The following is a 12313-nucleotide window of genomic DNA, read 5'->3' on the forward strand; positions in this document are numbered from 1 at the left end:
GAGCGGGTTCAGCGGCCGGCGAGGATGCCTGCAAAGCCCTCCAGCTGCTCCTTGACAGGCGCGAGGCGCACGGCGGGCAGCACGGCGCGGGTGGCATCGACGATCGCCTGCCGCTCGGCCGGCTCCAGCCCGGCGGCGAAGCGCGGGGCGGAGTCGCTCAGGGCGCGGGCGAGCATGACCGCATGGGCCGATGCGAGGTTCGCATCGCCCAGCATCGTCAGCGTGCCCTGGACGACCTGGGTGGCGCCGAGGCGCAGCTGATGCCAGCCGCCCCGGCGCGCCTCGTTCAACTGGCCGGGCGGCAGGGCCTTCATGTAGGCGGAGGCTGCCTCCACCGTCGAGCCGGAGCACCGCACCGAGAAGGCGAAGCCGGGCATGATCTCCTCGGCATAGGTCTTCAGGTTTGCTTCGAAGTCCGGCGTGCCGGTGCCGCGCGGATTGAACTGGAAGTACGACCTCCAGACAGCGCCCCCCGCCTCGCAATAGCGCATCAGGATCGGGAGATCGGCGGAGCCTGCCCGGCGGGAAGGATCGAGCGGCCTCACGTCCCAGATCGTCGCGAGCGCCTGGCGCACCGCGGGGTCGGTGATGCGCGGCATCTGGCCTGCGGACCTCGCCGCCTGCGCCAGCGCCTCGAAACGCCCGACTGCGTCGCGTGCGGCGGCATCGTCGATCGCCAGCGCGCCCTGTTGGGCGGAGGCGCCGACCGCCGACAGCAACGGAGCCAGCATGAGGACCGCCGCAGCGGCGATAGCCTGAAACGGTCGTGCCATAGCGAGAGCGCTCCTGTCGCCGTGGCCAAGCCACAGCCCGTCATGATCTCCCTAGCAAGTCTGGACCTTCGGTGAAACGATCCGCCCTGCCCTCCCTCGTCGCGGCTGCCATTCTCGCGACGAGTGCCTCTGCCGCGCCGGCGCGGGAGGCGATCCGCGCCTTCCCGCCAGCCATGATCGGCACCTGGGGATATGAGGCGCGGTCATGCACCGAGGAGAGCGACGACGGACGCGTGGAGGTGGCTGCGCGATCGGTCACGTTCTTCGCGTCCTACTGCAGCATCGGCCGGTTCCGCTCACATCGCGACGGCACGGTCACCGGCCACGGTCGCTGCCGCGGCGAGGGTGAGACGACCACCGAGCGGGGCAGCGTGCGTCTCAGGCTCGAGAGCCCGACCAGCCTCGTCATCGCCCTCGATGGCGGCGACGACACGCGCTACCAGCGCTGCGAGCGGCCGATTCCGGTGCGCTGACGCGCCGGACGGTGAAAGACCCCCTCACCTCGCCCAGGCCGCGCGGCAAGGACCTGAAACGGACCCGCGCAAGAAGGACAAGGTCCCGCCGGTTCCGGTGCTCGCCATGTTCCGTCTCGCCCTTCTCGGCCTCGCCCTGATCTCCTCGCCTGCCGGCGCGACGCCCGCCGTCCCCGCCTCCGCCATGCCGGACGAGACCCTCGGCACCTGGGGCCGCGACGCCGAAGCCTGCACCAGCCCGGAGAGCCGCGGCCGGATCCGGGTGGAGCGGAGAGCGGTCCAGCTCTTCCACGCGACCTGTACCTTCGATCGCATCCGCATCGTCGCCGACGGCATTTTCGAGGGGCGCGGGACCTGCGTCGAGGTGAAGGGCGGCAGGCGCTATGCCGGAGGCGTCTCGCTCATGGGCCTCGGCGACGAGATGATGGTGCGCTTCCGCGGAAGCCAGATGTCGCGCACATACCATCGCTGCGGGGCGTCCCTGCCCGTGCGCTAGGTCGCCGCAGCGGGAACCCCTGCCCGCCCGGCCTCGTTCGTCCTGGGATCCCCCTTTCCCAGGAGTTGCCCATGACCAATATCGCCCGCGCGAAAGTGCTCATCCTCGCCACCGACGGCTTCGAGCAGTCCGAGCTCGAAGTGCCGCTGAAGGAGCTGCGGGACCGCGGCGCCACCGTCCACGTCGCCGCCCCCGCCAAGACGCTGAAGCAGGGCGAGATCATGGGCTGGGACGGCGCCGACTGGGGCCGCCCGGTGAAGGTCGACACGACTCTCGATTCGGTCGACGCCGCCTCCTACGACGCCCTCGTCCTGCCCGGCGGCGTCATCAACCCGGACAAGCTCCGGGTCGAGGAGAAGGCCATCGCGATCATCAAGAGCTTCGTCGCCGACGGCCGGATCGTGGCGGCGATCTGCCACGGACCCTGGCTGCTCGCCGAGGCCGGCGCGGCGGACGGGCGCCAGATGACGTCCTACGCCTCGATCCGCACCGACATTGAGAATGCCGGCGCCTCCTGGGTCGACAAGGAGGTCGTGACCGACGAGGGCATCATCACCTCGCGCTCGCCAGAGGATCTTCCGGCCTTCGTCGCCAAGATCGTCGAGGAGATCGGCGAGGGGCGGCACCAGCGCGCGGCCTGAGGCCCCTCGCACCGCCACAAACGACGAAGCCCGGCCATTGGCCGGGCTTCTGACGTTTCGGGGGCGTCGGCGATCTTACTCCGCCGCTTCGGCATAGGGCGCCGGCTTCGTCCAGCGCAGGATCGGCGTGCGGGCCGCCCGCGTCTCGTCGAGGCGTCGGCGGGGCGCGTGGTAGGGCGCGCCCTTGAAGCGGTCGACGTCGCCGCGCTTCGCCGCCATGGCGAGGTCGCGTAGCGCCGCGATAAAGAGGTCGAGGGAAGCCTTGGACTCGCTCTCCGTCGGCTCGATCAGCATGGCGCCGTGGACGACCAGCGGGAAATACATGGTCATCGGGTGGTAGCCCTCGTCGATCATCGCCTTGGCGAAGTCGAGCGTCGAGACGCCGGTGTTCTTCAGCCAGTCGTCGTCGAACAGCGCCTCGTGCATGCAGGGCTGGTTGCCGAAGGGCAGGCTCATGAGGTCGGCGAGCGAGGCGCGGATGTAGTTGGCGTTGAGCACCGCGTCCTCGGAGGCGAGGCGCATGCCGTCGGCGCCGTGGCTCAGCATGTAGGCCATGGCGCGCACGAACATGCCCATCTGTCCGTGGAAGGCGGACATGCGGCCGAAGGGCTTCTCGCCCTTCTCGAGCCTGCCGCCCTCCTCGACCAGTGCATAGCCCTTGCCGACGCGGATGAAGGGATAGGGCACGAAGGCGGCGAGGCGCTCGGAGAGCACCACCGGGCCTGAGCCCGGGCCGCCGCCGCCGTGCGGCGTCGAGAAGGTCTTGTGCAGGTTGATGTGCATGGCGTCGACGCCGAGGTCACCGGGGCGCGCCTTGCCGACGATGGCGTTGAAGTTGGCGCCGTCACAGTAGAAATAGGCTCCGGCGTCGTGGATCGCCTTGGCGATCTCGACGATCTCCTTCTCGAAGATGCCGCAGGTGTTGGGATTGGTCAGCATGATCGCCGCCACCTCCGGCCCGAGTGCCGCCTTGACGTCGGAGACATGCACCGTGCCGTCGGCATTGGCGGGCACCGAGCGCACCTCGAAGCCAATGAGGGCAGCGGTGGCCGGGTTGGTACCGTGGGCCGATTCCGGCACCAGCACGATCTTGCGGTGGCCCTCGCCCTTGGCTTCCAGCGCCGCCTTGATGGCCATCATGCCGCAGAGCTCGCCATGGGCGCCCGCCTTGGGGCTCATGGCGACGGCGGGCATGCCGGTCAGTTCCTTCAGGTAGTGGGCGAGCGTGTCGATGAGCTGCAGCGCGCCCTGGACGGTGGAAGCCGGCTGGAGCGGATGGACGTCACCGAAGCCCGGCAGCCGCGCCATCTTCTCGTTGAGGCGGGCATTGTGCTTCATCGTGCAGGAGCCGAGCGGGAACAGGCCGGTATCGATGCCGTAGTTCTTCTGGCTGAGGCGGACGTAGTGGCGCATCACCTCGGGCTCGGTGAGGCCCGGAAGGCCGATGGCCTCATCGCGGGCGAGCTTGCCGAGGCGCGACTTCACCTTCTTCGGCTCCGGAATGTCGACGCCGGTGACCTCGGGACGGCCGATCTCGAAGATCAGCGCCTCCTCGATCTGCAGCGCCTTGTTGCCGGTGAAGGTCGGGTGGGCGGAAGCCGCGCCGGAGGCGCCGGCGGAGGTGGGACGACCCTGGGTGTTCATGGACATCGATCCGCTCCTCAGATGCTGGCGCCGAGCGCTGCCACGAAGGCGGCGCGGTCGTCGTCGGTGTTCACTTCGGTGTTGGCGACGAGGATGACGTCGGCCACCCCCTTGGTCTTCGGCCAGAGGCGCGAGCCGGGCACGCCGGCGAGAACGCCCTTCTTCGCCATCTTCTCGACGACCTTGGCCGCGTCACCCGGCACGCGGATGGCGAACTCGTTGAAGAAGCTCTTGTTGAGCACCTCGACCTCGTCGAGATCGGCGAGCCGGTCCGCGAGGTCGCAGGCGTTGGCGTGGTTGACCGCTGCGAGGCGGCGCAGGCCGGTCTCACCGAGCAGCGCCATGTGGATGGTGAAGGCGAGGCACATCAGCCCGGAATTGGTGCAGATGTTGGACGTCGCCTTCTCGCGGCGAATGTGCTGCTCGCGGGTGGAGAGGGTCAGCACGAAGCCGCGCTTGCCCTCGGCGTCCACCGTCTCGCCGCAGAGGCGGCCGGGCATCTGCCGGACGTATTTCTGCTTGGTGGCGAAGAGACCGACATAGGGGCCGCCGAAATTGAGGCCGACGCCGATGGACTGGCCCTCGGCGACGACGATGTCGGCACCCATGGCGCCGGGCGGCGTCACCGCGCCGAGCGAGACCACCTCGGTGACGACGGCGATGAGCAGCGCGCCGGCATCCTGCGCCTTCTTGGCGATGGCGGTGAGGTCGTGCAGGTTGCCGAAGACGTCGGGCGTCTGGATGACGATGCAGGAGGTCTCGGCATCGATGGCGGCGGCCACCGCCTTGAGGTCGGCTCCGGCGTCGTCGGGGTTCGGCGTCAGCGAGATCAGCTCGTCGGAGGCCATGCGCGACAGCGTCTCGATGGTGTCGCGGTAGTGCGGGTGCAGGTTGCCGGCGAGGATCGCCTTGCGGCGCTTGGTGACGCGGTGGGCCATCAGCACGGCTTCGGCGGCGCCCGTCGATCCGTCATACATGGAGGCATTGGCGACCTCCATGCCGGTGAGCATGCCCACCTGTGTCTGGAACTCGAACAGGTACTGGAGCGTGCCCTGGGCGATTTCCGGCTGGTAGGGCGTGTAGCTCGTCAGGAACTCGGAGCGCTGGATCAGGTGGTCGACCGAAGCCGGGACATGGTGCTTGTAGGCGCCGGCGCCGACGAAGAACGGCACCTCGGACGCCGAGATGTTCTCCGCCGCCATGGCGCCGAGGATGCGCTCGACCTCCAGCTCGCCGCGCGCCTTCGGCAGGTTCACCGGGCCTTTGAGCAGCTTGTCTTTCGGCACGTTGGCGAAGAGGTCGTCGACGGCGGCGACGCCGATCTTCGCCAGCATGTCGGTGCGGTCCTGGGGCGTCAGCGGCAGATAGCGCATGGAGGGCTCCACTGACCCTCTCCCGCAACGGGAGAAGGTGCCCGCAAAAGGCGGGCGGTTGAGGGGTCGACAGGGCGCGTGGCCCGTGGGGATGCGGTGGTGAGGCGGGTCGCCTCACCCGGGCCTGCGGCACGCTCCGCTCCATACGAGGAGAGGAGCTGCCCGGCTCACAGCGTGTCGAGGAAAGCCTTGTAGGCGGCCTCGTCCATGAGCTCGTCGAGCTCGGCGGGGTTGGTGATCTTGACCTTGAAGAACCAGCCCTTGCCGGCCGGGTCGTCGTTGACGGTGGCGGGCGCGCCCTCGAGGTCCGGGTTCGCCGCGGTCACCTCGCCGGAGACCGGCGAATAGATATCCGAGGCGGCCTTGACGCTCTCGACGACGGCAGCGCTGTCGCCCTTCTTCACCGCCTTGCCGGCCGAGGGAAGCTCGACGAAGACCACGTCGCCGAGCTGCTCCTGGGCGTAGTGAGAGATGCCCACCGTGCCGGTATCGCCCTCGATGCGGATGTATTCGTGGTCTTTGGTGTATTTGACGGTGGCCATGGCGGGTCCCCTGAAGGCGTGTCGTTGAAGGCTCAGCCGCGGAAGTAGCGGTGCGGCGCGAAGGGCATGGTGACGATCTTGGCGGGCAGGTCCTTGCCGCGGACCTCCAGGAGCACCGGTGTCCCGGGCTCGGCGAAGCGGCGGTTGACGTAGCCCATGGCGAGCGGGCCGTTGATGGTGGGGCCGAAGCCGCCGGAGGTGACGGTGCCGATGGGCTGGCCGTCGGCGGACTTCACCACGGTGCCCTCGCGCGCGGGCGCGCGCCCGTCGGGCAGGATGCCGACGCGCAGGCGCGGCGCGCCGTCGGCGAGATCCTTCTGGATGCGCGCAGCGCCGAGGAAGCCGCCCTCGGTCCGCCGGCGCTTCTGGATCGACCAGGTGAGGCCGGCTTCCACCGGCGAGGTGGTGGTGTCGATGTCGTGGCCGTAGAGGCAGAGACCGGCCTCGAGCCGGAGCGAATCGCGGGCGCCGAGGCCGATCGGCTTCACCCGCTCGTCCGCCAGAAGCTTCTTCGTGAGGGCGACGGCATCGGCGCTCTTCACCGAGATCTCGACCCCGTCCTCGCCGGTGTAGCCGGTGCGGGAGACATGGGCCCAGATGCCGCCCACGGGCAGGTCGGCCGAGGTCATGAACTTGAGGGTTGCGAGTTCCGGCGCGAGGGTTGCCACGGCCGCCACCGCCTCGGGGCCCTGCACCGCGATCAGCGCGAGGTCGTCGGCGATCTTCAGCGTGACGTCCGCCGGCAGATGCGCCTTCAGATGGGCGTAGTCGGCGTCCTTGCAGGCGGCGTTGACCACCAGGTAAATCCAGTGCTCGTGGCCGGGATGACCGAGGCGGGTGACCATCAGGTCGTCGAGAATGCCACCCTCGGCATTGGTGAACTGCGAATAGCGCTGCTGACCGGGCTTCAGGCCGAGCACGTCGGCCGGAACGAGCTTCTCGAGGGCGGCGGCGGCCGTTTCGTAGCGTCCGTCGGCGGGAATGAGGAAGCACTGCCCCATGTGGCTGACGTCGAAGAGGCCGGCATGGGTGCGCGTCCAGTTGTGCTCGGCCAGCACGCCGGTCGGATATTGCACCGGCATGTCGTAGCCGGCGAAGGGCACCATCTTGGCGCCAAGCTCGCCATGCAGGGCATGGAGCGGCGTGGTCAGCAACGGTCCGGTCTGGGGCTCGCCCATCAATCCTGCACTCCGGCGCGCGGAAACGTCCGGGTTGAGCCGAACTCTCCGAAATGCGGGCTTGTCGCCCGCTCGCGCCCCTCTGTCGCAGGACCTGAGAGATTCACCTTAGGCTCGGTTAGAGCCGGCTTCCGCGAGCGGAAACCTTCGGCTTACTCCGTCGGTGGGCCGGGATTGGACCTCCGGCCACTTTCCAGAATGTCATTCCACCGGCGGTCCTTTTTGCCTGAGAGGTTCCGGGGCCGTTGCTCCTTCGGCGCCGGGGGATCCCATCAACATGAAGACCACCCGGACTCTCCCGCCGGGTTCTTATGACACGCCTTCGCAATGGCCGCTGCTCGTGGCGAAGTCAAGGCGATCCTGTGGGCAGAGGTGCCCGAAGGTCAGGCAGCAGCCGGCGCGGCGTCGGCGACTGGATCCGGTCCGTGCCGGTTGGCACCGACGGTTCCGCGCTTGAAGCCCAGAACGACGAGGGCCCAGATGAAGGCGAGCGCGAAGAGCATGCCGAAGATGATGGTCAGGGAATTGTCGGCATAGCCCCAGCCGCCGAGCGAGCGCGCCGAATCGACCACCGACAGGCCGGTGATCGCCCAGGCCGTCCAGGCGGGGTAGTCGAGATCGTTGGTGCGTCGGATCGCTAGGGAATAGGAGGGAAGCATCAGGACGAGAGTCACGAGGAAGATCCCGATCGTGCCCCAGCGCGACGCCCCTTGGCCCGGCGTCAGCACGCCCTCGGCGACGCCGATCGAGAACATCGCGACCAATGCGGCGAGCAGGAGCAAGGCTGCACCGATCCAGTAAGTCCGCCGGCCGATCCTGCCGTCGAAGGTGAGAAAATAGAACTTCATCGGACCCCCCGTCCCCGATCACCACACGGATGATCGTCGGACGGACGGGCCCAGTCAATCGAAAAGCTCACTGAGCATTTAAGCCCCTGAGGGCCGTCGCCTTGCCCGCGCGGACCGGCTCTCAGCGCTGGGCGGTGCGGGCGCGGCCGCGGCGCGGACGCTCGGGCTGGGCCGCCTGGTTGTCGAAGCCGACGAAGACGATGTAGGTCGCGAGGTCGCCAGGCTCGGGGAGCGGGAAGGAGACCTGGTCCTCGACCTGCGTGAAGGCGACGTTGGGCGAGCCGGCGGGAATGTCGATCGGCACCTGGTAGAGCCGCGTCCAGACCGGCGTCGACAGGCCCTTGGTCACGGCGATGCGGATCGGCATCGTCACGCGGCCCCCGTCGCCCTTGGGGCCGACGAGCACGCGGCCCTCGATGCCGACGCGGATGGTCATGGTCTGGCCGTCGATGCGGCATTCGCGGGCGAGATCGGTGATCGTGCCCTGGTAACGCAGCTCTGTCGGTCCTTCGCCGCCCTGGCGCCAGACCGCCGAGCCGTCGCGGATCTCGACCCGCGGACAGAGGTTGGCGTGGAGCGTCTGCTGGCCCTCGGGAACGGGCTGGCCGAACAGGGCGTTGTGCACGGGCGAGCCGACACCGGGAGCGGGCTGGGCCGCGACCTGCGTCGTCTGCTGCTGCTGGCCACCGAACAGGTTGCCGCCGGTGCTACCGCATGCGCCGAGCGCCAGGCCCGCCGCCAGAACAGCCGTCACTTTCCAGATCCGCACGCCGCTACCTCGATTTGCCGTCGCGATCGGCGCTTATAGCAACAGGCTTCGGGCGGAACAAAGGCCATCATGCTGTCGTCCACCGGCAGCAGACCCGGCGCTTTCATCGCGCCGGCTGATGGACAAGGCGCGTGTTTTTCATGAGAAGGAGCGGACGCGACCGCTATGCTCGCCGATCCCGGCCAAGCCCGCCCGACTCCAGGACCGTCCGCATGACCTCTGCCCTCCTCGCCTCGCTGCGCCCGGAAGCCTCCGGCGCCCCCGCCAGCGGCATCGTCGAACTGTCGAAATATGCTCGCTCCGCCGGTGACGTCATCCAGCTCTGGGTCGGCGAGGGCGACATGCCGACCCCCTCCTTCATCTTCGAGGCGGCGACGCGCTCGCTCGCCGCCGGCGAGACGACCTACACGTGGCAGCGCGGCATCCCCGAGCTTCGCCAGGCCATCGCCACCTATGCCTCCGACCTCTATGGCCGGGAGCTGTCGGCGGAGCGGTTCTTCGTCTGCGGCTCGGGCATGCAGGCGATCCAGATCGCCATGACGATGGTGGCTGGCAACGGCGATGAGGTCATCATCCCCTCCCCCACCTGGCCGAACGCACCGGCCGCCGCGGGTCTGCGCGGTGCGGTTCCGGTCTTCGTCGAACTCGACCACGGCAACCGCGGCTGGCAGATCGACCTCGAGAAGCTGGAAGCGGCGATCACCCCGAAGACGAAGGCGATGTTCATCAACACGCCCTCCAACCCCACCGGCTGGACCGCGACGAAGGAAGAGCTCGCCGCCATCCTCGCCATCGCCCGCCGTCATGGCCTGTGGATCGTCGCCGACGAGATCTATACCCGCTTCGTCTGGACCGAGGGCGCGCCGCGCCGGGCCCCCTCCTTCCACGACGTGCGCGAAGAGGGCGATCGCATCGTCTGGGTCAACACCTTCTCGAAGAACTGGGCGATGACCGGCTGGCGTACGGGCTGGATCGAGGCCGACCCGGCGCTCGGCGACGTCGTCGAAAACCTCATCCAGTACTCGACTTCGGGTTCGCCGGTGTTCATCCAGCGGGCCTGCGTCGTCGCCCTTGAGCGCGGCGAGAGCTTCCTCGCCCATCAGGTGGCGAAGGCCCGCAAGGCGCGGGACATCGTCTCCGAGGCGATCGAGGCCACCGGGCGGTGCCGGTTCTCCAGACCGGACGGCGCCTTCTACCTGTTCTTCGGGATCGACGGCGTCACCGATTCGAACGCGGCGGCGATGAAGCTCGTCGACATCGCCAAGGTGGGTCTTGCCCCCGGCAGCGCCTTCGGACCCGGTGGCGAGGGCCATCTCAGGCTTTGCTACCTGCGCTCGCCCGAGGCGATCGCGCTGGCGGCGGAACGGCTGAAGACGGCGATACCCCAGCTTTAGGGGCCACCCTACGTTTGGTGATGCAAAGGCCGTTGCGCTCCGCATTTCTCCGTAGCATGATTTACGGATGAGGCGGGATGTCGCAGGTGGTTTTCTGCCGCGCACATTTGCCGGCGGAGGATCCCATCGAACGGGCCGTCCCACTGATGCCGCATGCAGACGACGCGCTCCTGTCGAGGGTCCTCGACATGGCGGGCGAGGCGATCGTCGTGCTCGACGGACAGGGGCGGATCACCGCCTTCGGCGCCGCCGGCGAACCCCTGCTCGGCTGGACGGCCGGCGACGTTCTCGGACGCCCCTTTGCCATGCTGCTCGCGGACGAGGCCGCAGGCACGCTCCACAACGCCTTTGGAAGCCGGGACACCGTGGCGCGCCACCGGCACGGCGCGGACATTCCCGTTCGCCTGGACCTCGCCGCCGTCGGAACGGGCGAGGCCGGCCCCAAGGTCGCCGTATTGCGGGCGAGAAACACCGACAAGGCTGGCGAGGCGCGGTCGGGGGCGAGCGACGCCATGGGACCGGTCATCGCCCATGAGCTCAGCCAGCCGCTGACGGCGACGGCCCTCTATCTCAGGGCTGCCGAGAGCCTGGTCGGTGCGGCGGGGCCTGCGGCCACCTTCATCGCCAAGGCGCGGCGCGAGGCCGAGCGGGCCGGCGGCATCATCCGGGGGCTGCGCCGCTTCGCCGCCAACCGCCCGCCGGAGACCCGGCCCGTGCCCTTCGATACCACCATCGACGAGGCGGTGGACCTCGCGATGGTCGGCCGCGACCCGCAACCGGTCATCCTGCGCGAGAGAGGCGAGCACCCGCTCAGGGTCGTCGCCGATCCCGTGCAGCTGCAACAGATCGTCGTCAACATCGTGCGCAACGGGATCGAGGCGGCCGAGGGCCGGCCGAACCCGCGGCTATGGATCACCACGCGGCAAGAGGGCGGCACCGTGGTCCTTGCGGTGCGCGACAGCGGACCCGGCATGTCAGCCGAGGTCAGCGCTGGCCTGTTCGCGCCCTTCCGCACATCGAAGCCGGCAGGCCTCGGCCTCGGCCTCGCCCTGTCCCGTGGCCTCGCCGAACGCCACGGCGGGTCCATCACCATCGATCCCGGCGGCGCCGGGCAGGGAGCGACCGTCTCGCTCGTCCTGCCCCTGGCCCCTCCGGGCGAGCCAAGAGCCGTGCAGCGGAGCCCGTGACCCATGTCCCATGCCGATGAGATCTTCGTGGTCGACGACGACCCGGCGGTGCGCGACGCGCTGAGCGCCATCTTCACCCTGCAGGGATTTGACGTGACCGGTTTCGCAGACGGGACCTCCGTCGTGTCAGCGATGCGGGGCCATGTGCCAGCCTGCCTCATCCTCGACGTAGACATCCCCGGGCCCTCGGGGCTCGACGTGCTGAAGCGGCTCAAGGCCGACGCCTTCGCTGCGCCGATCTTCGCCATGTCCGGCCATGCGAACATCCCGATGGCGGTCGATGCCATCCGCAGCGGGGCCGTCGACTTCTTCGAAAAGCCCTTCGACGCCGAGCGGCTCGTCGGCCGCGTGCGCGAAGTCCTCGCCGAGGGTCACCGGCCGAACCGCACGCCGGGGCAACTCGCCTCGCATTTCCCGGGCATGGAACTGCTGACGCCGCGGGAGCGGCAGGTGCTGGAACAGATCGCCGGCGGCGCCTCCAACAAGGAGGCGGGCCGAAACCTCGGCATCAGCCCGCGCACCATCGAGGTGCACCGGGCGCGCATCATGGAGAAGATCGGCGCCCGCAACGCCGCCAATCTCGTGCGGATCGTGCTGACCGAGCAGTGAGCGGCCGGTCGGTCAGCCGCGGCTGACCGCCGCCTGTTCGAAGGTCGCCATGCCCTGGTGCACGGCGAGGGCGTTGCGGACGATGCCGCAGGCCAGCGCCGCGCCGGAGCCCTCGCCGAGCCGCATCCCGAGATCCAGAAGCGGCCGCTTGCCGATCTTCTCCAGCACGCGGCCGTGGGCCGGCTCGGCGGAGCGGTGGGCGGCGAGGCAATGGTCGAGGCTCGCCGGGTCGAGCGCGTGGAGCACGGCCGCCGCGGCGGTCACCACATAGCCGTCGAGAAGCACGGGGATGCGCTGCAGGCGCGCCGCCAGGATGGCCCCGGCGACGGCGGCGATCTCGCGGCCGCCGACCCGGCGCAGCACTTCGAGCGGGTCGAGGCCCGGCC

The 12313-nt window shown here is 69.3% G+C and carries 14 protein-coding genes and 1 riboswitch; of the genes, 6 read left to right on the forward strand and 8 right to left on the reverse strand.

Going from position 1 to position 12313, the window contains the following annotated elements; translation table 11 throughout:
• Nucleotides 1–8: 8 nt before the first annotated feature.
• On the reverse strand, nt 9–773 hold the full coding sequence (locus ACT6XY_RS06050; protein WP_444747435.1) for a hypothetical protein: 765 nt from the start codon (nt 771–773) through the stop codon (nt 9–11).
• Nucleotides 774–844: 71 nt separating this feature from the next.
• Here ACT6XY_RS06050 and ACT6XY_RS06055 point away from each other — a divergent pair, with 71 nt between their 5' ends.
• The 3 genes from ACT6XY_RS06055 (at nt 845) to ACT6XY_RS06065 (ending at nt 2383) form a co-directional block, all read left to right on the forward strand.
• Nucleotides 845–1246 carry a hypothetical protein gene (locus tag ACT6XY_RS06055; RefSeq protein WP_444747436.1) on the forward strand — a complete coding sequence of 134 codons (402 nt, stop codon included), beginning with the start codon at nt 845–847 and terminating at the stop codon, nt 1244–1246.
• Between the two features lie 106 nt (nt 1247–1352).
• Nucleotides 1353–1742 carry a hypothetical protein gene (locus ACT6XY_RS06060; RefSeq protein WP_444747437.1) on the forward strand — a complete coding sequence of 130 codons (390 nt, stop codon included), beginning with the start codon at nt 1353–1355 and terminating at the stop codon, nt 1740–1742.
• A 71-nt stretch (nt 1743–1813) separates the two neighbouring features.
• On the forward strand, nt 1814–2383 hold the full coding sequence (locus tag ACT6XY_RS06065; RefSeq protein WP_444747438.1) for a type 1 glutamine amidotransferase domain-containing protein: 570 nt from the start codon (nt 1814–1816) through the stop codon (nt 2381–2383).
• Between the two features lie 75 nt (nt 2384–2458).
• Here the strand turns inward: ACT6XY_RS06065 and gcvPB are convergent, their stop codons facing one another.
• The 6 genes from gcvPB to ACT6XY_RS06095 all read right to left on the reverse strand — a co-directional run bounded on the left by gcvPB (nt 2459) and on the right by ACT6XY_RS06095 (nt 8722).
• Complete coding sequence (gcvPB, locus tag ACT6XY_RS06070; RefSeq protein WP_444747439.1) at nt 2459–4033, reverse strand: aminomethyl-transferring glycine dehydrogenase subunit GcvPB; 1575 nt, start codon at nt 4031–4033, stop codon at nt 2459–2461.
• A gap of 11 nt (nt 4034–4044) precedes the next feature.
• Entirely contained in the window at nt 4045–5400 is a 1356-nt protein-coding gene (gcvPA, locus tag ACT6XY_RS06075; RefSeq protein ID WP_444747440.1) for an aminomethyl-transferring glycine dehydrogenase subunit GcvPA, read from the reverse strand.
• Between the two features lie 167 nt (nt 5401–5567).
• Nucleotides 5568–5942: a glycine cleavage system protein GcvH gene (gene gcvH / locus ACT6XY_RS06080; RefSeq protein WP_444747441.1), complete on the reverse strand. Its 375-nt coding sequence runs from the start codon at nt 5940–5942 to the stop codon at nt 5568–5570.
• A 32-nt stretch (nt 5943–5974) separates the two neighbouring features.
• Entirely contained in the window at nt 5975–7120 is a 1146-nt protein-coding gene (gene gcvT / locus ACT6XY_RS06085; RefSeq protein ID WP_444747442.1) for a glycine cleavage system aminomethyltransferase GcvT, read from the reverse strand.
• A 203-nt stretch (nt 7121–7323) separates the two neighbouring features.
• A riboswitch (glycine riboswitch) is annotated at nt 7324–7431 on the reverse strand.
• A 72-nt stretch (nt 7432–7503) separates the two neighbouring features.
• Nucleotides 7504–7968 (reverse strand): DUF805 domain-containing protein, encoded by a 465-nt coding sequence (locus ACT6XY_RS06090; protein ID WP_444747443.1) that lies wholly within the window; start codon nt 7966–7968, stop codon nt 7504–7506.
• Nucleotides 7969–8089: 121 nt separating this feature from the next.
• Nucleotides 8090–8722, reverse strand: coding sequence for a hypothetical protein (locus ACT6XY_RS06095; RefSeq protein ID WP_444747444.1), 633 nt, complete (start codon nt 8720–8722; stop codon nt 8090–8092).
• Between the two features lie 227 nt (nt 8723–8949).
• Between ACT6XY_RS06095 and ACT6XY_RS06100 the strand changes: the two genes are divergently transcribed.
• From ACT6XY_RS06100 to ACT6XY_RS06110, 3 genes are all read left to right on the forward strand, one after another.
• Nucleotides 8950–10131, forward strand: coding sequence for a pyridoxal phosphate-dependent aminotransferase (locus ACT6XY_RS06100; RefSeq protein WP_444747445.1), 1182 nt, complete (start codon nt 8950–8952; stop codon nt 10129–10131).
• Nucleotides 10132–10277: 146 nt separating this feature from the next.
• Nucleotides 10278–11318 carry a PAS domain-containing sensor histidine kinase gene (locus ACT6XY_RS06105; RefSeq protein WP_444747446.1) on the forward strand — a complete coding sequence of 347 codons (1041 nt, stop codon included), beginning with the start codon at nt 10278–10280 and terminating at the stop codon, nt 11316–11318.
• Between the two features lie 3 nt (nt 11319–11321).
• On the forward strand, nt 11322–11927 hold the full coding sequence (locus ACT6XY_RS06110) for a response regulator transcription factor (RefSeq protein ID WP_444747447.1): 606 nt from the start codon (nt 11322–11324) through the stop codon (nt 11925–11927).
• Nucleotides 11928–11939: 12 nt separating this feature from the next.
• Here ACT6XY_RS06110 and ACT6XY_RS06115 read toward each other — a convergent pair.
• Nucleotides 11940–12313: nicotinate-nucleotide--dimethylbenzimidazole phosphoribosyltransferase (locus ACT6XY_RS06115; RefSeq protein WP_444747448.1), on the reverse strand; the 374-nt coding region annotated here is incomplete at its 5' end.

Origin of the sequence: Phreatobacter sp. (genome assembly GCF_052440005.1) — a bacterium.
In the GTDB taxonomy this organism is placed as follows: Bacteria; Pseudomonadota; Alphaproteobacteria; order Rhizobiales; family Phreatobacteraceae; genus Phreatobacter.

Excerpts from the sequence above, each read along its gene's own strand:
- ACT6XY_RS06050 (WP_444747435.1), bottom strand. The coding sequence starts at position 773 with ATGGCACGACCGTTTCAGGCTATCGCCGCTGCGGCGGTCCTCATGCTG.
- ACT6XY_RS06060 (WP_444747437.1), top strand. The coding sequence starts at position 1,353 with ATGTTCCGTCTCGCCCTTCTCGGCCTCGCCCTGATCTCCTCGCCTGCC.
- ACT6XY_RS06065 (WP_444747438.1), top strand. The coding sequence starts at position 1,814 with ATGACCAATATCGCCCGCGCGAAAGTGCTCATCCTCGCCACCGACGGC.
- gcvPB (WP_444747439.1), bottom strand. The coding sequence starts at position 4,033 with ATGTCCATGAACACCCAGGGTCGTCCCACCTCCGCCGGCGCCTCCGGC.
- gcvPA (WP_444747440.1), bottom strand. The coding sequence starts at position 5,400 with ATGCGCTATCTGCCGCTGACGCCCCAGGACCGCACCGACATGCTGGCG.
- gcvH (WP_444747441.1), bottom strand. The coding sequence starts at position 5,942 with ATGGCCACCGTCAAATACACCAAAGACCACGAATACATCCGCATCGAG.
- gcvT (WP_444747442.1), bottom strand. The coding sequence starts at position 7,120 with ATGGGCGAGCCCCAGACCGGACCGTTGCTGACCACGCCGCTCCATGCC.
- ACT6XY_RS06090 (WP_444747443.1), bottom strand. The coding sequence starts at position 7,968 with ATGAAGTTCTATTTTCTCACCTTCGACGGCAGGATCGGCCGGCGGACT.
- ACT6XY_RS06100 (WP_444747445.1), top strand. The coding sequence starts at position 8,950 with ATGACCTCTGCCCTCCTCGCCTCGCTGCGCCCGGAAGCCTCCGGCGCC.
- ACT6XY_RS06105 (WP_444747446.1), top strand. The coding sequence starts at position 10,278 with ATGCCGCATGCAGACGACGCGCTCCTGTCGAGGGTCCTCGACATGGCG.
- ACT6XY_RS06110 (WP_444747447.1), top strand. The coding sequence starts at position 11,322 with ATGTCCCATGCCGATGAGATCTTCGTGGTCGACGACGACCCGGCGGTG.